The sequence below is a fragment of the Pseudomonas sp. NPDC089752 genome, assembly GCF_044748725.1.
GTDB lineage: Bacteria > Pseudomonadota > Gammaproteobacteria > Pseudomonadales > Pseudomonadaceae > Aquipseudomonas.
The window spans coordinates 52326-74327 of the sequence record NZ_JBIVGP010000005.1; the positions used below are offsets into that span (position 1 = coordinate 52326).

Annotated in this window: 21 protein-coding genes; 11 read left to right on the plus strand and 10 right to left on the minus strand. The window is 62.9% G+C overall.

All coding sequences use genetic code 11. The features are described from left to right. Nucleotides 1-43: 43 nt before the first annotated feature. The 3 genes from ACIPZF_RS09625 to ACIPZF_RS09635 all read right to left on the minus strand — a co-directional run bounded on the left by ACIPZF_RS09625 (nt 44) and on the right by ACIPZF_RS09635 (nt 2688). Entirely contained in the window at nt 44-1018 is a 975-nt protein-coding gene (locus ACIPZF_RS09625) for a serine/threonine protein kinase (RefSeq protein WP_400798189.1), read from the minus strand. 141 nt (nt 1019-1159) lie between these two features. After that, nucleotides 1160-1924 carry a TOBE domain-containing protein gene (locus ACIPZF_RS09630; protein WP_400798192.1) on the minus strand — a complete coding sequence of 255 codons (765 nt, stop codon included), beginning with the start codon at nt 1922-1924 and terminating at the stop codon, nt 1160-1162. A 26-nt stretch (nt 1925-1950) separates the two neighbouring features. Then, a complete protein-coding gene (locus ACIPZF_RS09635) occupies nt 1951-2688 on the minus strand; it encodes a ComF family protein (RefSeq protein ID WP_400798195.1) in 738 nt (245 codons plus the stop codon). A gap of 89 nt (nt 2689-2777) precedes the next feature. On the opposite strand from ACIPZF_RS09635, the gene bioB reads away from it, so the two are divergent. From bioB to ACIPZF_RS09680, 9 genes are all read left to right on the plus strand, one after another. Continuing rightward, entirely contained in the window at nt 2778-3836 is a 1059-nt protein-coding gene (gene bioB / locus ACIPZF_RS09640; RefSeq protein WP_400798198.1) for a biotin synthase BioB, read from the plus strand. A gap of 1 nt (nt 3837) precedes the next feature. Next, nucleotides 3838-5010, plus strand: a complete 1173-nt coding sequence (bioF, locus tag ACIPZF_RS09645) for an 8-amino-7-oxononanoate synthase (RefSeq protein WP_400798200.1) — start codon at nt 3838-3840, stop codon at nt 5008-5010. Continuing rightward, entirely contained in the window at nt 5003-5734 is a 732-nt protein-coding gene (locus tag ACIPZF_RS09650) for an alpha/beta fold hydrolase (protein WP_400798203.1), read from the plus strand. The genes bioF and ACIPZF_RS09650 overlap by 8 nt, the downstream gene beginning before the upstream one ends. Continuing rightward, the gene (gene bioC / locus ACIPZF_RS09655) at nt 5727-6545 is read left to right on the plus strand and encodes a malonyl-ACP O-methyltransferase BioC (RefSeq protein WP_400798205.1); all 819 of its coding nucleotides are present in this window, start codon (nt 5727-5729) and stop codon (nt 6543-6545) included. Before ACIPZF_RS09650 ends, bioC begins: the two co-directional genes overlap by 8 nt. 10 nt (nt 6546-6555) lie before the next feature. Continuing rightward, nucleotides 6556-7236 (plus strand): dethiobiotin synthase, encoded by a 681-nt coding sequence (gene bioD / locus ACIPZF_RS09660; RefSeq protein ID WP_400798208.1) that lies wholly within the window; start codon nt 6556-6558, stop codon nt 7234-7236. A gap of 118 nt (nt 7237-7354) precedes the next feature. Continuing rightward, nucleotides 7355-7651 (plus strand): pyrroloquinoline quinone biosynthesis protein PqqE, encoded by a 297-nt coding sequence (locus tag ACIPZF_RS09665; protein WP_400798211.1) that lies wholly within the window; start codon nt 7355-7357, stop codon nt 7649-7651. A 336-nt stretch (nt 7652-7987) separates the two neighbouring features. Continuing rightward, nucleotides 7988-9793, plus strand: coding sequence for a phenylacyl-CoA dehydrogenase (locus ACIPZF_RS09670; RefSeq protein ID WP_400798214.1), 1806 nt, complete (start codon nt 7988-7990; stop codon nt 9791-9793). 293 nt (nt 9794-10086) lie between these two features. Continuing rightward, nucleotides 10087-11370, plus strand: a complete 1284-nt coding sequence (locus tag ACIPZF_RS09675; RefSeq protein ID WP_400798217.1) for a diguanylate cyclase — start codon at nt 10087-10089, stop codon at nt 11368-11370. A gap of 99 nt (nt 11371-11469) precedes the next feature. Further along, complete coding sequence (locus ACIPZF_RS09680) at nt 11470-13248, plus strand: acyl-CoA dehydrogenase C-terminal domain-containing protein (RefSeq protein WP_400798220.1); 1779 nt, start codon at nt 11470-11472, stop codon at nt 13246-13248. Nucleotides 13249-13498: 250 nt separating this feature from the next. Here ACIPZF_RS09680 and ACIPZF_RS09685 read toward each other — a convergent pair whose 3' ends face one another. Then, nucleotides 13499-14401, minus strand: coding sequence for a LysR family transcriptional regulator (locus ACIPZF_RS09685; protein ID WP_400798223.1), 903 nt, complete (start codon nt 14399-14401; stop codon nt 13499-13501). Between the two features lie 209 nt (nt 14402-14610). Here ACIPZF_RS09685 and ACIPZF_RS09690 point away from each other — a divergent pair, with 209 nt between their 5' ends. Together ACIPZF_RS09690 and ACIPZF_RS09695 are read left to right on the plus strand one after the other, a co-directional pair. Beyond that, nucleotides 14611-15894: an aspartate aminotransferase family protein gene (locus tag ACIPZF_RS09690; RefSeq protein WP_400798226.1), complete on the plus strand. Its 1284-nt coding sequence runs from the start codon at nt 14611-14613 to the stop codon at nt 15892-15894. Between the two features lie 139 nt (nt 15895-16033). After that, on the plus strand, nt 16034-16192 hold the full coding sequence (locus ACIPZF_RS09695; protein ID WP_003177654.1) for a YqaE/Pmp3 family membrane protein: 159 nt from the start codon (nt 16034-16036) through the stop codon (nt 16190-16192). Between the two features lie 51 nt (nt 16193-16243). Here the strand turns inward: ACIPZF_RS09695 and ACIPZF_RS09700 are convergent, their stop codons facing one another. The 6 genes from ACIPZF_RS09700 to pqqB form a co-directional block, all read right to left on the minus strand. After that, nucleotides 16244-16990, minus strand: coding sequence for a hypothetical protein (locus tag ACIPZF_RS09700; protein WP_400798229.1), 747 nt, complete (start codon nt 16988-16990; stop codon nt 16244-16246). Nucleotides 16991-17086: 96 nt separating this feature from the next. Beyond that, a complete protein-coding gene (locus tag ACIPZF_RS09705) occupies nt 17087-18925 on the minus strand; it encodes a prolyl oligopeptidase family serine peptidase (RefSeq protein ID WP_400798232.1) in 1839 nt (612 codons plus the stop codon). Beyond that, the gene (gene pqqE, locus ACIPZF_RS09710) at nt 18891-20039 is read right to left on the minus strand and encodes a pyrroloquinoline quinone biosynthesis protein PqqE (RefSeq protein ID WP_400798235.1); all 1149 of its coding nucleotides are present in this window, start codon (nt 20037-20039) and stop codon (nt 18891-18893) included. The genes ACIPZF_RS09705 and pqqE overlap by 35 nt, the downstream gene beginning before the upstream one ends. Continuing rightward, on the minus strand, nt 20011-20286 hold the full coding sequence (gene pqqD / locus ACIPZF_RS09715) for a pyrroloquinoline quinone biosynthesis peptide chaperone PqqD (RefSeq protein ID WP_400798238.1): 276 nt from the start codon (nt 20284-20286) through the stop codon (nt 20011-20013). Before pqqD ends, pqqE begins: the two co-directional genes overlap by 29 nt. Next, complete coding sequence (gene pqqC, locus ACIPZF_RS09720) at nt 20283-21038, minus strand: pyrroloquinoline-quinone synthase PqqC (RefSeq protein ID WP_400798241.1); 756 nt, start codon at nt 21036-21038, stop codon at nt 20283-20285. Before pqqC ends, pqqD begins: the two co-directional genes overlap by 4 nt. 9 nt (nt 21039-21047) lie before the next feature. Further along, the gene (gene pqqB, locus ACIPZF_RS09725) at nt 21048-21959 is read right to left on the minus strand and encodes a pyrroloquinoline quinone biosynthesis protein PqqB (protein ID WP_400798244.1); all 912 of its coding nucleotides are present in this window, start codon (nt 21957-21959) and stop codon (nt 21048-21050) included. Nucleotides 21960-22002 lie beyond the last annotated feature (43 nt).

Genomic DNA, 22002 nt, shown 5'->3' on the forward strand with positions numbered 1-22002 from the left:
CTAAATACAGCGACGCCTATTGTAGTCAGACCCTGGCGGGGATTTAGAACAATTTCAGTGGTTGCTCATCCAGGGCCGCCGTTTGCTCGCGCAGGGCAAGAATCTGGTCGCCCCAGTAACGTGGCTGGCCGAACCAGGGGAAGCTGCGCGGGAATGCCGGGTCGTCCCAGCGCCGCGCCAGCCAGGCGCTGTGGTGCAGCTGGCGCAAGGCGCGCAGGGGTTCGATCAGGGGCAGTTCGCGTGGGTCGAAGTCGTGGAACTCGTTGTAGCCGTCGATCAGCTCGGCCAATTGGCCGAGACGTTCCTCGCGGCTGCCTGCGAGCATCATCCACAGGTCTTGCACGGCGGGGCCCATGCGACAGTCGTCGAGGTCGACGACGTGATAGACGTCGTCGCGATGCATCAGGTTGCCGGGGTGCAGGTCGCCATGCAGGCGCATGACCTGATGCGGTGTGCGCGCATAGATATCCTCGACCCGCTTCAGCAGCTCGCGCGCCACGGACTCGAATGCGGGCAGCAACTCTCGTGGTACGAAGTCGCCCTCCAGCAGGGTTTGCAGCGAATCATGACCGAAGTTATCCACAGTCAGCGCTTCGCGATGTTCGAACGGGCGGGTCGCGGCAACGGCGTGCATGCGGCCTAGCAGTTGCCCGAGGCGATAGAGCTGGTCAAGGTTGCCGGGTTCCGGCGCATGACCGCCGCGCCGTGGGAACAGGGTAAAGCGGAAACCCTGGTGTTCGAACAGGGTCTGGCCATCGTGCTGCAGCGGCGCGACCACCGGCACTTCGCAATCGGCGAGTTCGGCTGTGAAACGGTGTTCTTCCAGAATCGCCGCGTTGCTCCAGCGCTCCGGGCGGTAAAACTTGGCGATCAACGGCTGCTGGTCTTCGATACCCACCTGGTACACGCGATTCTCGTAGCTGTTCAGGGCCAGTACGCGCGCGTCGCTGAGAAAACCGAGGCTTTCCACGGCGTCGAGGACCAGGTCGGGGGTGAGGGTAGCGAAGGGATGCGACATGAGTGCTCCGGGGTGGGCTGCAGGGGCTCATGGTATCAGTGCCGGCCACTTCGCGGGGCAAGCCCGCTCCCACAAGGTCAAAGTCTGCGATGTAAATGTGGGAGCGGGCTTGCCCCGCGAACCGCGCGAAGCGCGGCCAGGCTAAACCGGCACCCCCAGCAAAACATGGGCAGCATGGAACTGCACCCGAATCTCGCTGCCTGCCGTTACCGCCTCACGTACCAACCAATCCGCCTCGGCAAACCCGCACAGGGTCTGCCCATTCTCCAGTGCCAGCCGCACTTCACTAGGCTCGTGCCCATCGGCCAGCACCTCCTCGACGGTCGCCATGAGCACATTGCTGCCAGCCTCAGGTTGCTCCTCGGCGCCCAGCAACTGCACCCATCCGGCCTTGAGCAAGGCCACCACCATGGTGCCCAGGGTCAGCTCCAGGCGAGCGGTGCTGTCGTGGGTGATCAATGCTTCGATCTCCAGCCCCCCGCCCAGCGCCAGGCTCACCCGGTCGTGCCGGCCTTCGCGGCGCAAACCACTGACCTGACCTTGCAGTTGGTTGCGCGCACTGGTGCGCAGCATCAGGCGCCCAAGCAGGTCGAGGTCGCTGGTCTCTTCGGCGGCTTCCAGTATCTGCGCCTGCAGCGCCTGCAGCTTCTGGTAGAGGCGCAGCACCCGCTCGCCTTCGTCCGACAGCCGCGCTCCGCCGCCGCCACGCCCGCCGGTACTGCGCTCGACCAGGGGCTGGCTGGCCAGATTGTTGAGTTCGTCGATGGCGTCCCAGGCGGCCTTGTAGCTGATGCCGGCCGCCTTGGCGGCGCGGGTGATCGAGCCTTGCTCGGCGATGTGCTGCAGCAGAGCGATGCGTTGCGGACGGCGGGCGATGTGCTGGGTGAGGAGAGCGGGCAGGGACATGATGACGCCTATCTGAGACTGACCCGTCAAGCTTGCCCCGGTTTTGCCGTGCGTGCCAGGCAATACACATCGACCCGGCGTGCACCGGCATCACGCAGCAGGGCGGCGATGGTTTGAGCGGTGGTGCCAGTGGTCAGCACATCATCGACCACGGCTACATGCAGGCCATCGAAGTGACCTGCATCGGCCAGGGCAAAGGCCCGCTGCAAATTGCGCCGCCGGGCCCTGGCATCCAGACCTTGCTGCGCGGGCGTTTCGCGCGTGCGCAGCAAAAGTTGCTCGTCGCAGGCGATCGCCAACCCCTTGGATAACCAGCGCGCCAACAGGCCGGCCTGGTTGAAGCCGCGTTCGCGCTGTCGACGCCTGGCCAGCGGCACAGGCAACAGCAGCTCGGGCTTTGCCAGCCCTTCGGCATAGCGATGCTGCAGGCCATGGCCCAGCATTTCGGCCATCAACCGCCCCAGCGGCCATTGCCGGTTGTGCTTGAAACGGCTGATCAGCGCATCCACCGGAAAGCCGTAATGCCACAGCGCGATGACCTGATCGAAGGCCGGTGCGCGACGGCTGCACGGGCCGCAGGTCAGTCCGGCCATCGGTAGTGGCAACGCGCAGCGAAGGCAGTGATCACCTAGCCAGGGCAGCTCCTGCTCACAGGCTACGCATAATGGGTAAGGTTGTTCGGCGGGCTCGTCGCACAACAAACACATTTGATCAATAGTTATACACTTGTAAACCAGAGCTTTTAACCAAGGTTGACAGTTCATAGGCCTTCCATGACTATGCGAGCTATCCGTGATGCGCTGGCGGGCATTCCTGTCCCGGCGCCAGTTACAGCCTAAACAAGGAAACGCCGATGAGCGCCAGCACAACTGCAACAACACGTCACGACTGGACCCTGGCCGAGGTCAAGGCGCTGTTCCAGCAGCCGTTCAATGACTTGCTGTTCCAGGCGCAGACCGTGCACCGCGCGCATTTCGACCCGAACCGCGTACAGGTTTCGACGCTGCTGTCGATCAAGACCGGCGCCTGCCCGGAAGATTGCAAATATTGTCCGCAGTCCGGCCACTACAACACCGGGCTGGAAAAACAGAAGCTGATGGAAGTGCAGAAGGTGCTGGAAGAAGCCGCCCGGGCCAAGGCCATCGGTTCGACCCGCTTCTGCATGGGCGCGGCCTGGAAACACCCGTCGGCCAAGGACATGCCCTACGTGCTGGAGATGGTCAAAGGGGTCAAGGCCATGGGCCTGGAAACCTGCATGACCCTCGGCAAGCTCGACCAGGACCAGACCCAGGCCCTGGCCCAGGCCGGCCTCGACTACTACAACCACAACCTCGACACCTCGCCGGAGTTTTACGGCAGCATCATCACCACCCGCACCTACAGCGAGCGCCTGCAGACCCTGGCCTACGTGCGCGATGCCGGGATGAAGATCTGCTCCGGTGGCATCCTCGGCATGGGCGAGTCGCTGGACGACCGCGCCGGCCTGCTGATCCAGCTGGCCAACCTGCCTGAGCACCCGGAGTCGGTACCGATCAACATGCTGGTGAAAGTCGCCGGCACCCCGCTGGCCGAGGAAGAAGACGTCGACCCCTTCGACTTCATCCGCATGCTGGCGGTCGCGCGGTTGCTGATGCCCAAGTCGCACGTGCGCCTGTCCGCCGGCCGCGAGCAGATGAACGAGCAGATGCAGGCCCTGGCCTTCATGGCCGGCGCCAACTCGATCTTCTATGGCGAGAAACTGCTGACCACCGCCAACCCGCAAGCCGACAAGGACATGCAGCTGTTCGCGCGTCTGGGCATCAAACCCGAAGCCCGCGAAGAGCATGCCGACGAAGTGCACCAGGCCGCCATCGAGCAGGCGCTGGTCGAGCAACGCAGCAGCGAGCTGTTCTACAACGCAGCAACGGCCTGACATGGCCTTCGATCTGGCGGCGCGCCTGGCCGAACGGCGCGCCGCAGACCTGTATCGGCAGCGGCCCCTGCTGGAAACCCCGCAAGGGCCGCACGTCGTGGTCGATGGCCAGCCGTTGCTGGCCTTCTGCAGCAATGACTACCTGGGCCTGGCCAACCATCCCGAAGTGATCGCCGCCTGGCAGGCCGGCGCCGAGCGCTGGGGAGTGGGGGGCGGTGCCTCGCACCTGGTGATCGGCCACAGCACGCCGCACCACCAGGTCGAAGAAGCGCTGGCCGAGCTCACTGGCCGCCCGCGAGCGCTGCTGTTTTCCACGGGTTACATGGCCAACCTCGGCGCCATCACCGCCTTGGTGGGGCAGGGCGACACGGTGCTGCAGGACCGCCTCAACCACGCCTCGCTGCTCGATGGCGGGTTGCTCAGTGGTGCCCGTTTCAACCGTTACCTGCACAACGATCCCGCCAGCCTGGCCAAGCGCCTGGACAAGGCGACCGGCAACACCTTGGTGGTCACCGACGGGGTGTTCAGCATGGACGGCGACCTTGCCGACCTGCCGGCCCTGGCCAAGGTTGCGCGTGCGCGGGGTGCCTGGCTGATGGTCGACGATGCTCATGGGCTGGGTACCTTGGGTGCCCAGGGCGGCGGCATCGTCGAGCACTTCGGGCTGGGCATCGAGGATGTGCCGGTGTTGATCGGCACGTTGGGCAAGGCCTGCGGCACGGCAGGTGCCTTCGTCGCCGGCAGCGAAGAATTGATCGAAGCGCTGGTGCAATTCGCCCGGCCCTACATCTACACCACCAGTCAGCCGCCAGCGTTGGCCTGTGCCACGCTCAAGAGCCTGGAGCTGCTGCGCCGCGAAACCTGGCGCCGTGAGCACCTTGCCGCGTTGATTCGCCAGTTCCGCCTGGGCGCCGAACAGATCGGCCTGCAGCTGATGGACAGCCCGACGCCGATCCAGCCGATCCTGATCGGCGACAGTGCACAGGCCCTGCGCCTGTCGCAGATGCTGCGCGAACGCGGGCTGCTGGTCACCGCCATCCGCCCGCCCACCGTGCCTGCTGGCAGCGCACGCCTGCGGGTGACCTTGAGCGCCGCGCACAGTGAGGCGCAGGTGCAGCTATTGTTGAATGCATTGGCCGAGTGTTATCCACAGCTGGAGGCCGCTGATGCGTAACCGACTGATCCTTCTACCCGGCTGGGGCCTGGGTACCGCGGCGCTGGAACCGCTGGCCGCCAGCCTGCGCGCCCAGGATGCCCGCCTGCAGGTCGAATTGATGCCCCTGCCGGAGCTGGCCGACGCCGATGTGCAGGCGTGGGTCGACCACCTGGACCGTACCGTACCGACTGACACCTGGCTGGGCGGCTGGTCGCTTGGCGGCATGCTCGCCAGCGAGCTTGCGCGCAAGCGCGGCGACCATTGCTGCGGGCTGCTGACCCTGGCCAGCAACCCCAGTTTCGTCGCGCGTGCCGATTGGCCCCACGGCATGGCCGAAGACACCTTCGGCACCTTTCTCGACGGTTGCCGCAGCCACACCTCAGTGACCCTCAAGCGCTTTCGCACCCTGTGCAGCGACGGCGCCCTGCAGCCCCGCACGCTATTGCGTCAGCTGGGCGTTGGCGTGCCGGATACCGATCCGCTTTATCTGGCCACCGGCCTTGAAGTACTGGCCAAGCTCGACACCCGCGATGCGCTGCAGGCTTATGGTGGCCCGCAGTTGCATCTGTTCGCGGGTGGCGATGCCCTGGTTCCGCCCGAGGCGGCCAAGGCCCTGAGCGAGCTGCTGCCAGACGTCGAGGTTGGCCTGGTCGAAGACAGTTCCCATGCCTTCCTGCTGGAATATCCGCTGGAGCTGGCCGAGGGCATCAAGAGTTTTTTGCATGAGAGTGGCGATGACTGACCTTTCCCGTCCAACCCTGCCCGGCGCGCTGCCGGACAAGCGCCAGGTGGCGGCTTCGTTTTCCCGCGCGGCAGCCAGCTACGACAGCGTGGCCGCCTTGCAGCGCGCGGTGGGTGTCAGCCTGCTGGAGCAGTTGCCGGACACCCTGATGCCCTCGCGCTGGCTCGACCTGGGCAGTGGCACCGGCTTTTTCAGCCGCGTGTTGGCCGAACGCTTCGCGCCGGCCAGTGGCCTGGCCGTGGACATCGCCGAAGGCATGTTGCGCCACGCCCGGGGCGAGCAGGGCGGCGCGCAGTATCACGTGGCAGGCGATGCCGAACGCCTGCCGCTGCGTGATGGCAGCGTCGACCTGGTGTTTTCCAGCCTGGCCGTGCAGTGGTGCAGCCTGTTCGGCAGCGTGCTGGAAGAAGCAAGACGGGTATTGCGACCGGGTGGTGTGCTGGCCTTCAGCAGCCTGTGTGTCGGTACCCTGGACGAGTTGCGCGCCAGCTGGCAGGCGGTCGATGGCCTGGTGCACGTCAACCGCTTCCGCCGCTTCGAGGATTATCAGCGGCTGTGCGCGGCCAGTGGCCTGGAGCAGATCGGGTTGCGTCAGCAGGCTCATGTGCTGCACTACCCGCATGTGCGCGGGCTGACCCACGAACTCAAGGCTTTGGGTGCGCACAATCTCAACCCTGGGCGCCCGTCGGGCCTGACCGGGCGCGCGCGCATGGAAAGGTTATTGCAGGCGTACGAAGCATTCCGTCAACCGCAAGGGCTGCCAGCCACCTATCAGGTGGTCTATGGTGTGTTGCGCAAGCCACAGGCGTGAGAGGAGCGACATGAGCCAGGCCTATTTCATCGCGGGGACCGATACCGATGTCGGCAAGACCACCATTGCCGCCGGGTTGTTGCATGCGGCGCGGCTGCAGGGCCTGAGTACGCTGGGGGCGAAACCGGTGGCGTCCGGTTGCACGATGACGGCCAAGGGGCTGCGCAACAGTGACGCTCTGGCACTGATCGACGAAAGCTCGATCAAGCTGGCCTATGAAGAGGTCAACCCCGTTGCCTTCGAGCCCGCCATCGCGCCGCATGTGGCTGCGCGCGAGGCGGGTGTTGCGCTGGAGGTGCCGGCCCTGCGCAAGGCCATGCAGCACGTGCTGGACCAGGGCGCGGATTTCACGCTGGTCGAAGGTGCGGGCGGCTGGCGGGTGCCGCTGTCCGATCACGCCAACCTGTCGGACTTGGCCATTGCCCTGAAGCTGCCGGTGATTCTGGTGGTCGGGGTGCGGCTGGGTTGTATCAACCATGCGTTGCTCAGCGCGGAAGCGATCGCCCGTGACGGCCTGCAACTGGCGGGCTGGGTTGCCAATATCATCGAGCCGCGCACGGCGCGCCTGGAAGAGAACCTCGCCAGCCTGGCCGAGCGCTTGCCAGCGCCCTGCCTGGGGCGGGTGCCAAAGCTCAAGGTAGCCACTGCAGATGCCGTGGCGGAGCATCTGCAACTGGACCTGCTGGATTGAGCTTGCATGCCCCAGGTCTATTGGATGGCACTGAGCTATTAGGGATTTAAACGGGCCTTTTGTGCCCTGGCCTGCTTTAATTGCCACTGTTCACATCCAGCGTCATTGGAGTCTTGACATGGAAATCACCGGTAGCTCTGCGTATTACGCAGGCCTCAGCGCCATTCAGAGCGGGCAGAACCGCGTCGACCAGGCGGCCAGCCAGATCGCCAACACTGGCGTCGAACGCGCCGCCACCAGCCAGTCCAGCGACTTTCAGGCCGAGCGCCTGCGCGCGGTCGATCGCAGCCAGCAGATGGACCTTGCCACCAGTACCGTGCAACTGGCACTGGGCAAAACCGAAGTCGAGCTGGGTGCCAAGGTCGCCAAGGCTTCCGACGAAATGCTTGGTCGGTTCATCGATACCTACGCCTGATAGCATCTATCACACGGTTATCTCTGTGGGAGTGGTCTTGTGTGGGAGCGGGCTTGCCCCGCGAAGGCGTCAGTACAGACACAACAGGTTGTCTGGTCTGACGTCTTCGCGGGGCAAGCCCGCTCCCACACAAGTCCGCTCCCACAGTCGTTTTCGTTCCTTGAAAATGAGCAATGGCATAACTGCCATCTTTCGCGGCGTAAATGGCACTATAGTCCCTCCTTGACATCGGTCAGTCCTAAACGTAAGTTTCAAACACCTGTTTGACCGAAAGCCGGCAAGAGCTGGTCGGTATCAGCGGTCTCCCCACCGGACTCATCACAGAGGTTCATCGCAATGCCTGATTACAAAGCCCCCTTGCGTGATATTCGCTTCGTTCGCGACGAGCTGCTTGGCTATGAGGCGCACTATCAGAGCCTGCCGGGTTGCCAGGACGCCACGCCCGACATGGTCGACGCGATCCTCGAAGAAGGCGCGAAATTCTGTGAGCAGGTGCTGGCCCCGCTGAACCGTGTCGGCGACCTCGAAGGCTGCACCTGGAGCGAGTCCGGCGTTAAGACCCCAACCGGTTTCAAGGAAGCTTACGAGCAGTTCGTCGAAGGTGGCTGGCCGAGCCTGGCGCATGACGTTGCCCACGGTGGCCAGGGCCTGCCCGAGTCGCTGGGCCTGGCGCTGAGCGAAATGGTCGGTGAGTCGAACTGGTCGTGGGGCATGTACCCAGGCCTGTCCCATGGCGCGATGAACACCATCTCGGCCCACGGCACCGAAGAACAGCAGCACACCTACCTGACCAAGCTGGTGTCCGGCGAGTGGACCGGCACCATGTGCCTGACCGAGCCTCACTGCGGCACCGACCTGGGCATGCTGCGCACCAAGGCCGAGCCTCAGGCCGACGGTTCCTACAAGATTTCCGGCACCAAGATCTTCATCTCTGCCGGTGAACACGACATGGCCGGCAACATCGTCCATATCGTCCTGGCCCGCCTGCCCGATGCACCGGCTGGCACCAAAGGTATCTCGCTGTTCATCGTGCCGAAGTTCCTGCCCAACGCCGAAGGCGGCGTGGGTGAGCGCAACGGCGTGAGCTGCGGTTCGCTCGAACACAAGATGGGCATTCACGGCAACGCCACCTGCGTGATGAACTTCGACAGTGCCACCGGCTACCTGATTGGCCCAGCCAACAAGGGCCTGAACTGCATGTTCACCTTCATGAACACCGCCCGCCTGGGCACCGCGCTGCAAGGCCTGGCCCATGCCGAGGTAGCCTTCCAGGGCGGCCTGAAGTATGCCCGTGACCGCCTGCAGATGCGTTCGCTGACTGGCCCGAAAGCGCCGGACAAGGCGGCCGACCCGATCATCGTCCACCCGGACGTGCGCCGCATGCTGCTGACCATGAAGGCCTTCGCCGAAGGCAACCGCGCCATGGTCTACTTCACCGCCAAGCAGGTGGACATCGTCAAGTACAGCCAGGATGAAGAAGAGCGCAAGAAGGCCGACGCCCTGCTGGCCTTCCTCACCCCGATCGCCAAAGCGTTCATGACCGAAGTCGGCTTCGAAGCGGCCAACCACGGCGTGCAGATCTACGGCGGCCACGGTTTCATCGCCGAGTGGGGCATGGAGCAGAACGTGCGCGACAGCCGTATCTCCATGCTGTACGAAGGCACCACCGGCATCCAGGCGCTCGACCTGCTCGGCCGTAAAGTGCTGATGACCCAGGGCGAAGCGCTCAAGGGCTTCACCAAGATCGTGCACAAGTTCTGCCAGGCGCAGGAAGGCAACGAGGCGGTCAAAGAGTTCGTCGAACCGCTGGCCGCGATCAACAAGGAATGGGGCGAGCTGACCATGAAAGTGGGCATGGCCGCCATGAAGGACCGCGAGGAAGTGGGCGCCGCTTCGGTGGATTACCTGATGTACTCAGGTTATGCCTGCCTGGCTTACTTCTGGGCCGACATCGCCCGCCTGGCTGCCGAGAAACTGGCTGCCGGTACGTCGGAAGAGGCGTTCTACACCGCCAAGCTGCAGACGGCGCGCTTCTACTTCCAGCGTATCCTGCCGCGTACCCGCACCCATGTAGCGACCATGCTGTCGGGCGCCAACAACCTGATGGCGATGGACGAAGAGCACTTCGGCCTGTCCTACTAAGCCGCCAGGTTTCACGGAAACCCGCCTGCCTTCATCGGCAGGCGGGTTTTCGCGTTTTCTGTGGGAGCGGCTTTAGCCGCGAAAGCAGGCAACGCGGTGGATGGCACCGGCTTTGCCGGTGATCGCGGCTGAAGCCGCTCCTACCAGGTCCCCCCCAAGATCCGGTTACAAGAAAAGCTCAAGCCCTGCGGCCCGGCTGCCGTTAACACAGCGGTGTATTCATCAATTCATGTGCGCTGCCGATGAAGTAAAGGCACAATGCCATTATTGATCTGCCGGGTCGGAGATTACCCTTGTTTCGTTTAAACGCTGTACGCGCGAGCCACTTCCTGCCTTCGCTGATTTTGTTGGTGGCGGGGCTTGCGGCGGCTTACGTGAGAGACCTCAGCGTCTTTTTCACGTCCCTGTTCAACGTCCTGCCCACCTTGGTCCTGCTGCTGGGCGGCGCCTACTGCGCGGTTTACCGCCGCCAGCGCGAACTGTTCCTGATGGTCACGGTGTACATCGCCTACTTCCTGCTCGATACCCAGACCGACTACTACCGCGACAACGGCCGCGTGCGCGACGACGCGGCGGTGATTTTCCACCTGGTGTGCCTGCTGCTGCCTGCGTTATATGGCCTGTTCGGCGCCTGGCAGGAGCGCACGCATCTTGCCCAGGATCTGCTCGCCCGCTTTGCCGTGTTGTTCGCCGTCGGTAGCGTGGCGGTGGCGTTGGAGCAGAGCTTCCCCGAGGCGCTGCTGGGCTGGTTGGCGGAAATCCGCTGGCCGTCGCTGCATGGTCAGTGGATGAGCCTGATCCAGATGGTCTACCCGTTGTTCATCGGCGTGTTCATTCTGCTGGTGGTGCAATACCTGCGCGAACCCAGGCCCTTGCACGCGGCTCAGCTCATTGGCCTGATCGGCATCTTCTGGATGCTGCCCAAGACCTTCATCCTGCCCTTCACCCTGAACATCATGTGCAGCCAGGTGATGCTGATGATTGCCGCGGCGGTGTCCCACGAGGCATACCAGATGGCCTTTCGCGACGAGCTCACCGGCCTGCCGGGGCGTCGCGCGCTCAATGAGCGCATGCAACGGCTGGGGCGCAATTACGTGATCGCCATGACCGACGTCGATCACTTCAAGAAATTCAACGACACCCATGGCCACGATGTCGGTGACCAGGTGCTGCGCCTGGTGGCCAGCCGCCTGTCCAAGGTTACAGGTGGCGGGCGAGCCTACCGCTATGGCGGTGAGGAATTCGCCCTGGTGTTCGCCGGCAAGACGGCAGAAGAATGCGTACCGCACGTTGAAGCGGTGCGCGAGATGATCGCCAACTACACCATGCACCTGCGCGATCAGAACAACCGCCCGCAGGACGACTCCGCCGGGCGTCAACGGCGCAATGGCAGCGCCAGTGGCACGGTGTCGGTAACCATCAGCATCGGCGTGGCCGAACGTGTGGCCGAACATCGCAACCCGGAAGAAGTGCTGAAGGCCGCCGATCAGGCGCTGTACAGTGCCAAGGGCGCGGGGCGTAACTGTGTCATGGTTCATGGACAACAATCACGGCGCGGGGCAGTTCGTATGGCGTGACCACAATTGACCATTCGGTCGCGTGATGACCCTATGTCTCGCAAAAGTTGTTCGGTTACACTGAATTCAACCCCTGGATTCGACTAGCGAGAGGTTGTCATGGCTGACTATAAAGCGCCGCTGCGCGACATGCGCTTCGTTCTGAATGAAGTCTTCAACGTGGCAGAGCTGTGGGCGCAATTGCCTGAGCTGGCCGAGGCGGTCGACGCCGAAACCGCCATCGCCGTCCTGGAAGAGGCCGGCAAGGTCACCAGCAAGTCCATCGCCCCGCTCAGCCGCGCTGCGGATGAAGAGGGCTGCCACTGGGACAATGGCGCGGTGCGTACCCCGGCTGGCTTCATCGAGGCTTACAACACCTACGCCGAAGGTGGCTGGGTCGGCGTTGGCGGTGACCCGCAGTTCGGCGGCATGGGCATGCCCAAGGCGATTTCGGCTCAGGTCGAAGAAATGGTCAACGCTTCGAGCCTGGCTTTCGGCCTGTACCCGATGCTGACCGCGGGTGCCTGCCTGTCGATCAACGCTCACGCCAGCGAAGCACTCAAGCAACAGTATCTGCCGAACATGTACGCCGGCGTGTGGGCCGGTTCCATGTGCCTGACCGAACCGCATGCCGGCACCGACCTGGGCATCATCCGCACCAAGGCCGAGCCCCAGGCCGATGGCAGCTACAAGGTCAGCGGCACGAAGATCTTCATCACCGGCGGCGAACACGACCTGACCGAGAACATCATCCACCTGGTGCTGGCCAAGCTGCCGGATGCACCGGCCGGGCCCAAGGGCATCTCGCTGTTCCTGGTGCCCAAGTTCATGGTGAACGCCGACGGCAGCCTCGGCGCACGCAACCCGGCGACCTGTGGCTCGATCGAGCACAAGATGGGGATTCAGGCCTCTGCCACCTGCGTGATGAACTTCGACGAAGCCGTTGGCTATATCGTCGGCGAGCCTAACAAGGGCCTGGCGGCGATGTTCACCATGATGAACTACGAGCGCCTCGGTGTTGGTATTCAGGGCCTGGCCACGGCCGAGCGTTCCTACCAGAATGCCGTGGAGTACGCCCGCGACCGCCTGCAGAGCCGTGCCCCTACCGGCCCGCAAGCCAAGGACAAGGCCGCCGACCCGATCATCGTCCACCCTGACGTGCGCCGCATGCTGTTGACCATGAAAGCGCTGATCGAAGGTGGCCGTGCGTTCTCCACCTACGTGGCGATGCAGTTAGACAGTGCCAAATACAGCGAAGAGCCGGCCACCCGTAAACGCAGCGAAGAGCTGGTGGCGCTGCTGACACCGGTGGCCAAGGCGTTTCTCACCGACCTGGGCCTGGAGTGTGCCGTTCACGGCCAACAGGTGTTCGGTGGCCATGGATACATTCGCGAGTGGGGCCAGGAGCAGCTGGTGCGCGATGTACGCATCACCCAGATCTACGAAGGCACCAACGGCATTCAGGCCCTCGACTTGATGGGGCGCAAGGTGGTGGCGAGCGGCGGCGCTTACTACAAGGTGTTCTCCGACGAGATTCGCCAGTTCATAGCCGGTGCAGGTGGTGAGTTGGACGAGTTTGCCAAACCGCTGGGAGCTTACCTCGATCAACTCGACGGCCTGACCGAGTGGGTGCTGCAGCAGGCCAAAAGCAACCCGAACGAGATCGGCGCCGCCTCGGTGGAGTACCTTCACGCCTTTGGTTATGTGGCCTATGCCTACATGTGGGCGCTGATGGCGCGTGCAGCGAAGGCCGGCGAGGGCGATGAAGCGTTCTACTCGGCCAAGCTGGGGACGGCGCGGTTCTACTATGCGCGATTGCTGCCGCGGGTGGATTCGCTGGTGGCTTCGGTGAAGGCGGGCAGCGAATCGCTATACCTGTTGGATGCCGAGCAGTTCTAACGGCAGGCAACATGTTTGTGAATGTGTCCTTTTTGTAAGCGATCTCCTACACGCCGTGGTGACCTTTCGCCACTGGTGTCAGATTGGATCCACGGCTAATCTTTGTACATGGACGTTGCGCAGGAAGCGCAAAGGACAGAACAGGGACAACGAAGGATTTCCTGCCAGGACGGTGGGGCGATAAGGACGTCACAGGGAAACAGTCTGGAAAACCCCGCTTCGGCGGGGTTTTCTTTGTGCGCATGTTTTATCAGGCGAGCAGGTGTCGAGCGTCCGTTTCTTCTTCGAGCAACGTGCGCAGCAACTCCACCGAGGCCTGCTGGCGTTGGGCGTCACGGAACACCAGGCCAACTTTCAACGGCACCCGTGGCTCGCTCAAGGGCTTCCACAGCAATCCTTGGTCGTCCTCGGCGGCATCCTTGGCCCGGCCCGGCAGGATGGTGGCCAGCGCGGTGTGGGCCAAGCTGTCAAGAATGCCGCCCATGTTGTTCATCTCCGCTTGCACCTGAGGTCGGCGTCCCTGGCTGGCCAGCTGTTCCTTCCAGATCTGACGAATCTGGAATTCTTCGCCGAGCATCAGCATCGGCAATTCTGCTGCTTGCCTGATCGACACCTTCTTGAAGTCCTTCAAGGGGTGGGTATCGGGGATGACCAACTGCAACTCATCTTCGTACAGCAGCATGCCATGCAGCCCCGGCTGGCGCGGTGGCAGATAGCTGATGCCGATGTCCAGGTTGCCATTGAGCAGCCGCCGTTCGATTTCCAGCCCTGACAATTCATAGATCTGCACCACGAGGTGCGGCTGGGCCTTGCGTACCCGTTCCAGCAGCTGTGGCACCAGGCTAGGGCGCACGGTCTGCAGCACGCCGATGGCCAGCGTGCGCAGCGACTGGCCCTTGAAGTTGCGCATGGCCTCATGGGCGCGTTGCAGCCCGTCGAGCAAAGGCAGCGCGTGGTTGTAGAGAGTGTGCGCGGCCAGGGTCGGTAACAAGCGCTTGTTACTGCGCTCGAACAGATTCAGGTCGAGGCTGTGCTCGAGCTGGCGAATCTGCTGCGAGAGCGCTGGTTGAGACAGTGACAGGCGCTCGGCGGCGCGGCCGACATGACCCTCTTCGTACACCGCGACGAAATAACGCAGTTGGCGAAAATCCATAAGAAACACTTATCGAAAAAGCTGAAAAAACGAAATGGCCGCAGACGCGGACGAAGCCTAGTCTATCGCCGTATTCCAACGGGTTAAAGCTAGTAATCAGCGCATTATTACCCCGTTTGAAAAACACTTTTGATAGGCAAGACAAAATATCAAGCGCCGGCGACAAGGCCGGCTGCTGGCCCCCCTTACCGTGCCTGGCTGGAGCCCCGATGAACCTGTTCAACCTGCGTCGCTCGGCCCCCGCCGCAGCTACCGAACCCAAGCGTGCTCCGGTGGTCGTGGCGGATGCGCCGCCGTTGTCCCGCGAACGTCTGATGCCGAGCAGCGAACGTGCCGCGCAAGTGTTCGTGCGTGGCCAAGGCTCCTGGTTGTGGGACAGCGAAGGGCAGGCCTACCTGGATTTCACCCAGGGCTGCGCGGTCAACAGCCTCGGCCACAGCCCCGGCGCGCTGGTCAAGGCGCTGGGCAATCAGGCCCAGGCTTTGATCAACCCGGGCTCGGGCTTTCACAGCCGTGGCCTGCTGGCGCTGGTCAACCGTCTGTGCCAAAGCACCGGCAGTGAGCAGGCGTATCTGCTCAACAGCGGAGCGGAGGCCTGCGAAGGAGCGATCAAGTTGGCGCGCAGATGGGGCCGACTGCACCGCAACGGCGCCTATCACATCATCACGGCCAGCCAGGGCTGCCATGGCCGTAGCCTTGGGGCCTTGTCGGCATCCGACCCGCTGCCGTGCAACCGCTGCGAGCCAGGTTTACCGGGATTCAGCAAGGTGCCGTTCAACGACTTGGCGGCGCTGCATGCGCAAGTCGATTCGCGCACCGTGGCGATCATGCTCGAACCGATCCAGGGTGAGGCTGGCGTGATCCCGGCGACCAGGGAGTACTTGCAGGGTGTCGAGAAGCTGTGCCGTGAGCTGGGCATTCTGCTGATCCTCGACGAAGTGCAGACCGGCATCGGCCGCTGTGGTGCGCTGCTGGCCGAAGAAACCTACGGCGTGCGCGCCGACATCATCACGCTGGGCAAGGGTTTGGGTGGGGGCGTGCCGCTGGCTGCCTTGCTGGCCCGTGGCACGGCCTGCTGCGCGGAACCCGGCGAGCTAGAGGGCAGCCACCACGGCAACGCGCTGATGAGTGCCGCCGGCCTGGCTGTGCTGGACACCGTATTGGAACCGGGCTTCTTCGAGCAGGTTCGAGACAGCGGGCGTCACCTGCGCGACGGCCTCAGCCGCCTGGCTGGCCGGTACGGGCAGGGCGAAGTGCGTGGCCAAGGCCTGCTTTGGGCCCTGCAGTTGCACGAACCCCTGGCGAAAGACCTGGTGCAGGCAGCCTTGCACGAGGGTCTGCTGCTCAATGCACCGCAAGCCGATGTGGTGCGCTTCTCGCCGGCGCTGACTGTGAGCAAAGGCAATATCGACGAAATGCTCCTGCGCCTGGCCCGGGCCTTTGCCCGCCTGCATGCGCAACAGCAGCAAGCCCGCCGCGAAGTATCGGCGTAACTCAAATTCAACGAACCGTCTGGCGTTTCTGCGCATCGCCCCTGGCCTGTTTCACTTGGCCCGGGGCGTTTTTTTTGCCGGGTGGAACCTCTGCGATGCCCAGCTAGTCTCTGTTTAGACCCTTTGAGGAGAGACTCGCATGGACTTTATTCGCATCATCATCGCCATCCTTCTGCCGCCGCTGGGTGTGTTTCTGCAGGTGGGGTTCGGCGGGGCGTTCTGGCTGAATATCCTGCTGACCTTGCTGGGGTACATTCCGGGCATCGTGCATGCGGTGTACATCATCGCCAAGCGCTGAGACTTCAAGAACAGCGGTTGAAGACTGCCCGGCCTTCAACCGCTTTTTTACTCAGCGAATACGCTTGATGCGCATCAGGTCGACGTAATGTTTGATGGCGTGGAGGTGTTGGTGCCGATTGTAGGCGCCCCACTTCGGATAAATTCCACGCCCTTCATCCAGCGTACGGCAGACCAGAATGTCACTGATCTCGGCTTCATCTTCACGGTTGCGCTGGAACTGTTGAGGCTCGCCGTTAAAGGACAGCTCCAAGCTGCCGGCTAGTTCGTTCTTAGACAGGGTTACCCTAACTTTAACGTCGAACCATTTTCTGCTCTCAATCGAGCCTCGCCAAACGACTATCCATTTACCGGCCCGGTTGGAGTGAACCAGTCTCAATTGGTTCTGGTGGACCGTGAACAGAAAAGGATAATTTTGAATACCTTCAGGGTAGGACTTCCACTGGAAGATAACGAAGTCACCAAAGGTGCTGCTTTCGGTATCGTCTAACTTGCTACTCCAGGAAATATCGTAGGTTTCCCTTTCTTTCCAACTCTCATAGGATTTGCCTTGGGAAATGATGCCGTTGGATTCGCATCGATAGCTATCGGTGTCAGAAGCATTGGAGGGTTTGTCGAAAAGCCAGACCATTCCCCGCTCGGCATCCTGAACAACATGGATCCTGCTGCCGGGTTGAAGCTCGATGCGACGAAAGATCTCAAGGGGGTTTTTTCGTGGTTGTGGCGTGGTTGAACTATTCGGCAGCGTGGTCCCGGTCCAATCCAGAAAACCCTGAGTAACTTGCAAAGATTTATTCATCACAGTGCCCTCACGTGGGTTCAAAAAAACTGCGTCTTGAACCTAAGGGAAGAGCCCTAGGCAGTCCATTGACAGGATTTCCATGTGAGTGCGTTGCTACTGTTTGCCATCTTGATTGCAGATCAGACTTCGGAAGAACAGCCACTCCTGTTCCAGCGCATGCGCCAAGTTTTCCGCCTTTCGGAAGCCATGCCGTTCTTGCGCATAGAAATGCGCCTCGGCTTGAACACCATTGGCCTTGAGCGCTGCAAGCATGCTGCGGGTCTGCTCCGGTACCACCACCGCATCCAGCTCACCCTGGAAGAAAATTACCGGCACTTTGATCTGCTCGGCATGCACCAGTGGCGTGCGTTGGCGATATCGCGCGGCATCCTGTTGCGGATCACCAATCAGCCAGTCCAGATAATCGCCTTCGAACTTATGCGTGGCCCGGCCCAGGGCAATGGGGTCGCTGACCCCGTAAAGGCTCGCGCCCGCCCGGAAAACATCACGAAATGCCAGGGCGCAAAGTGCGGTGTAGCCGCCGGCACTGCCACCGCGAATGAACACGTTACTGGCATCGATCACACCTCGTTCGGCCAGATGTTCGACTGCCGCACAGGCATCCTGTACATCGTGTTCGCCCCAGTTCAGGTGCAGGGCCTGGCGATACTCGCGACCATAACCCGTGCTGCCGCGGTAGTTCAGGTCGGCGACGGCGAAGCCGCGTTGGGTCCAATATTGGATGCGCGGGTCGAGCACCGGATAGCAGGCCGAGGTCGGACCGCCATGGATGAACACCACCAGCGGCGAGGGGCCTTTGGCGTTGGCTGCCGGATAGAAGAAACCATGGGCAATCTCGCCGTCGCTGGGGTAAAGCATCGATTGTGGCAGGCTGATAGATTCAGCCGGCAGCACCTCGGCGCCACCCGCCAGAACACGAACCTCGTGATTCAAGCGGTCGATGGCGATCACGGCTGGCGGGCTGATAGGCGAGGCGGCGATGGCGTAGAGGTACTCGGCATCCATGGCCAGGTTGCGAAAGCGGGTGTAGGCGCTGGCGAAACGCTCCACTTGACCATCGGCGTTACGTAGCCCAAGCTGCCCGAAACCGGCTTCGAACCACATGGCCAGATAGCTTTGCGGCCCAATTGCCTGCCAAGTGCTGGTACCGAGCTGCCAGGGGGCGGCAGCGTGATCCGCCGCTTTGGCCGGCAAAGCCTGCCACAGGCCGCTGAGTTCACCCCAGGGCTGCCAGAAGCCGTTGCGATCTGACAGGCAATACAAGCGCCCCTCAGCGTCGAAGCGCGGTTGCTGCAATGATTCATCATCCCCCGCGATGCAGCGAGCCGTGGCCCAACTGCCATCACCGAGCCGATCGCGACACATCAGCCGAGTCAGCGTCCACGGCTGTGCGGGACGATCCCATTCGATCCAGGCAAGGCGTTCGCCATCGGCGCTGACGGTCGGCGAAGCGTAGAAGTCGGCACCCTCGGCCAGCACTTCAGTGATGCCTTCGGTCAATGCCACCAGGCGATGCTCGACGCCATCGCCATGGCATTCCTCGACCGCCAGCACCTGGCCGTTGTGCCATTGCAGGTCGCCATAGCGGCTCTGCTCATTGCTGGTAAAGGCAACCGGTGCTGCGCCATCCAGCCCTTGGCGGTAGACCTGCTGGTCCTTTTCATTGACGAACCAGAGCGCATCGTCGCCCAGGCAGAAGCTGCCACCCCCATACTCATACACCCTGCTGCGTACGCTGAATCCGTCCGGTGTCAGGCATCGGGCCTGCTGGTCGCGCCAGTGCCAGATGCGGCAGGCGCCATCGGCGGGGCGGAATTCGTTCCAGAACAGGCCCTGGGGGCTGGTCTTGAGTTCGGCAAAATCGGTACCGGCGGCTACGGCCTGCGCGGCACTGAGCTTAGCCTCTGGCGATGACACGGGAGTTGCGCTCATTGCGAAAGGTCATCTGTTCAATGGCGAGTTGGGCAGTCTCTGCCTCCTCGCGGGCCTTGAGGATGATGCCGTGGTCGGCCGACTTGGCGCACACCGGGTCGGCATTGCTGGCATCGCCGGTGAGCATGAAGGCCTGGCAGCGGCAGCCGCCGAAGTCCTTCTCTTTCTCGTCGCACGAACGGCAGGGTTCGGGCATCCAGTCATAGCCACGGAATCGGTTGAAACCGAACGAGTCATACCAGATGTGGTGCAGGTCGTGGTCGCGCACGTTGGGGAACTGTACAGGCAACTGCCGCGCGCCATGGCAGGGCAGGGCGGTGCCGTCCGGAGTGATGGTCAGGAACAGGCTGCCCCAGCCGTTCATGCAGGCCTTGGGGCGTTCTTCGTAGTAGTCGGGGGTGACGAAGATCAGCTTGCACGGGCTGCCGTCGGCCTTGAGCTTGTCGCGGTACTCATTAGTGATGCGTTCGGCGCGTTCAAGTTGTTCGCGGGTTGGCAGCAGGCCCAGGCGATTGAGATGGGCCCAGCCATAGAACTGGCAAGTGGCGAGCTCGACGAAATCGGCTTCCAGGGCGATGCACAGCTCGATGATGCGGTCGATCTTGTCGATGTTGTGCCGGTGGGTGACGAAGTTGAGCACCATGGGATAGCCATGGGCCTTTACCGCCCGGGCCATCTCGAGCTTTTGCGCAAAGGCTTTCTTCGAGCCGGCCAGCAGGTTGTTGACCTGCTCGTCGCTGGCCTGGAAGCTGATCTGGATATGGTCCAGGCCCGCTTCCTTGAACGCAGCGATGCGCGCTTCGGTCAGGCCGATGCCGGAGGTGATCAGGTTGGTGTAGTAACCCAGTCGCCGCGCTTCGCCGATCAACGCCGCGAGATCCTGGCGCACCAGCGGTTCGCCGCCGGAAAAACCGATCTGCGCCGCGCCCATCTCGCGGGCCTCGGCCATCACCTTGAACCACTGCTCAGTGCTCAGTTCCTTGCCCTGCTGGGCGAAGTCCAGCGGGTTGGAACAGTACGGGCACTGCAGCGGGCAGCGGTAGGTCAGTTCGGCCAGCAGCCACAACGGCAGGCCGACCGGCACCTCAGGCGAGGGTGATCCAGTGTTCGCCACGGGCCACCTCCATGAATTGCTCGATATCGTCAGCGACTTCAGGCACACCCGGGAACTGCTGTTCCAGCTCGGCGATGATCGCCGTGACATCGCGTTTGCCGTCGATCAGGCCGCCGATCAGGCTGGCGCTTTCGTTGAGCTTGATCATGCCTTCAGGGTACAGCAGCACGTGGCCTTTTTGCGCCGGTTCGTATTGAAAACGGTAGCCAGGGCGCCAGTTCGGGACTTGCTTGCGGTCGAAACTCATAGGGCGATCCCCTTGTGCCACACCCGTTGCTGGGTGACGGTGTGATACGGCGGACGGTTCAGCTCGTAGGCCATGCTCATGGCATCGAGCATGCTCCAGAGGATATCCAGCTTGAACTGCAGTATTTCCAGCATACGCTCCTGGCCGTCGCGGGTGGTGTAATGCTGCAGGGTGATGGCCAGGCCGTGTTCCACGTCACGCCGGGCCTGGCCCAGGCGGGTGCGGAAATACTCGTAGCCGGCCGGGTCGATCCACGGGTAGTGCTGCGGCCAGCTGTCCAGCCGCGACTGGTGGATCTGCGGGGCGAACAGCTCGGTCAGCGAGCTGCTGGCGGCCTCCTGCCAGCTAGCGCGGCGGGCGAAGTTGACGTAGGCATCGACGGCGAAGCGCACGCCGGGCAGTACCAGCTCCTGGGAGCGCAGCTGGTCGGGGTCGAGGCCGACCGCTTGACCCAGGCGCAGCCAGGCTTCGATGCCGCCCTCTTCCCCGGGGGCGCCGTCGTGGTCGAGCAGGCGCTGGATCCACTCACGGCGCACTTCGCGGTCCGGGCAATTGGCCAGAATCGCGGCATCCTTCATGGGGATGTTCACCTGGTAGTAGAAGCGGTTGGCCACCCAGCCCTGGATCTGTTCGCGGGTGGCGCGTCCTTCGTACATCGCCACGTGATACGGGTGATGGATGTGGTAGAAAGCGCCCTTGGCGCGCAGGGCCTGCTCGAATTCGGCAGGCGACAGTGGCAATGCGTCGCTCATCAAGCCTCCTTACAACTCGATGCTCATGCCGTCGAAGGCGACTTCCACGCCGCGGCGCTGCACTTCGGCGCGCTCCGGGGAATCTTCATCGAGAATCGGGTTGGTGTTGTTGATGTGGATAAGCACCTTGCGCTGGCGCGGGAAGCCATCCAGCACTTCGAGCATGCCGCCGGGGCCGTTCTGCGCCAGGTGGCCCATCTCGCGTCCGGTACGGGTGCCGACACCACGGCGTTGCATTTCATCATCCTCCCACAGCGTACCGTCGACCAGCAGGCAGTCGGCGCCGTGCATCATCGCCAGCAGCTTGTCGTCGACCTGACCGAGCCCAGGCGCGTAGAACAGCTTGCCGCCGGTGCGCGTGTCTTCGACCAGCAGGCCGAGGTTGTCGCCGGGGTGTGGGTCGAAGCGGTGCGGCGAGTACGGCGGCGCGGCGCTGCGCAGCGGGAATGGCGTGAACCTGAGGTTGGGGCAGGCTTCGATGACGAAGCTGCCTTCGAGCTCGATGCGATTCCACTGCAGGCCACCGTTCCAGTGGCTGAGCATGTTGAACAGCGGGAAGCCGGTGGTGAGGTCCTGGTGGACCATGTCGGTGCACCATACCTGGTGCGGGCAGCCTTCGCGCAGGCTGAGCAGGCCGGTGGTGTGGTCGATCTGGCTGTCCAGCAGGACGATGGCGTTGATGCCGGTGTCGCGCACTGCCCGGCCCGGCTGCATCGGCGCGAAACCCTGGAGCTGGGCGCGGATGTCCGGTGAGGCGTTGCACAGGATCCAGTGCACACCGTCATCGGAGAGGGCGATCGATGACTGGGTGCGTGCCGTGGCGCGCAGGCTGCCGTCGCGATAGCCCTTGCAGTTGACGCAGTTGCAGTTCCACTGCGGGAAGCCGCCGCCAGCGGCGGAGCCGAGAATCTGGATGTACATGGCTGTTCTCTGTCCGAACTGGGCAAAAACCCTGTGCAAAAAA

What these genes read in the sequence shown, in the direction of transcription:
- ACIPZF_RS09625 (WP_400798189.1), bottom strand. Translation starts at nt 1,018, where the DNA reads ATGTCGCATCCCTTCGCTACCCTCACCCCCGACCTGGTCCTCGACGCC.
- bioF (WP_400798200.1), top strand. Translation starts at nt 3,838, where the DNA reads ATGGCCTTCGATCTGGCGGCGCGCCTGGCCGAACGGCGCGCCGCAGAC.
- pqqD (WP_400798238.1), bottom strand. Translation starts at nt 20,286, where the DNA reads ATGAGTTTCGACCGCAAGCAAGTCCCGAACTGGCGCCCTGGCTACCGT.
- ACIPZF_RS09685 (WP_400798223.1), bottom strand. Translation starts at nt 14,401, where the DNA reads ATGGATTTTCGCCAACTGCGTTATTTCGTCGCGGTGTACGAAGAGGGT.
- ACIPZF_RS09690 (WP_400798226.1), top strand. Translation starts at nt 14,611, where the DNA reads ATGAACCTGTTCAACCTGCGTCGCTCGGCCCCCGCCGCAGCTACCGAA.
- ACIPZF_RS09700 (WP_400798229.1), bottom strand. Translation starts at nt 16,990, where the DNA reads ATGAATAAATCTTTGCAAGTTACTCAGGGTTTTCTGGATTGGACCGGG.
- ACIPZF_RS09695 (WP_003177654.1), top strand. Translation starts at nt 16,034, where the DNA reads ATGGACTTTATTCGCATCATCATCGCCATCCTTCTGCCGCCGCTGGGT.
- pqqB (WP_400798244.1), bottom strand. Translation starts at nt 21,959, where the DNA reads ATGTACATCCAGATTCTCGGCTCCGCCGCTGGCGGCGGCTTCCCGCAG.
- ACIPZF_RS09650 (WP_400798203.1), top strand. Translation starts at nt 5,003, where the DNA reads ATGCGTAACCGACTGATCCTTCTACCCGGCTGGGGCCTGGGTACCGCG.
- bioD (WP_400798208.1), top strand. Translation starts at nt 6,556, where the DNA reads ATGAGCCAGGCCTATTTCATCGCGGGGACCGATACCGATGTCGGCAAG.
- bioB (WP_400798198.1), top strand. Translation starts at nt 2,778, where the DNA reads ATGAGCGCCAGCACAACTGCAACAACACGTCACGACTGGACCCTGGCC.
- ACIPZF_RS09665 (WP_400798211.1), top strand. Translation starts at nt 7,355, where the DNA reads ATGGAAATCACCGGTAGCTCTGCGTATTACGCAGGCCTCAGCGCCATT.
- ACIPZF_RS09635 (WP_400798195.1), bottom strand. Translation starts at nt 2,688, where the DNA reads ATGAACTGTCAACCTTGGTTAAAAGCTCTGGTTTACAAGTGTATAACT.
- ACIPZF_RS09630 (WP_400798192.1), bottom strand. Translation starts at nt 1,924, where the DNA reads ATGTCCCTGCCCGCTCTCCTCACCCAGCACATCGCCCGCCGTCCGCAA.
- ACIPZF_RS09680 (WP_400798220.1), top strand. Translation starts at nt 11,470, where the DNA reads ATGGCTGACTATAAAGCGCCGCTGCGCGACATGCGCTTCGTTCTGAAT.
- bioC (WP_400798205.1), top strand. Translation starts at nt 5,727, where the DNA reads ATGACTGACCTTTCCCGTCCAACCCTGCCCGGCGCGCTGCCGGACAAG.
- pqqC (WP_400798241.1), bottom strand. Translation starts at nt 21,038, where the DNA reads ATGAGCGACGCATTGCCACTGTCGCCTGCCGAATTCGAGCAGGCCCTG.
- ACIPZF_RS09705 (WP_400798232.1), bottom strand. Translation starts at nt 18,925, where the DNA reads ATGAGCGCAACTCCCGTGTCATCGCCAGAGGCTAAGCTCAGTGCCGCG.
- ACIPZF_RS09670 (WP_400798214.1), top strand. Translation starts at nt 7,988, where the DNA reads ATGCCTGATTACAAAGCCCCCTTGCGTGATATTCGCTTCGTTCGCGAC.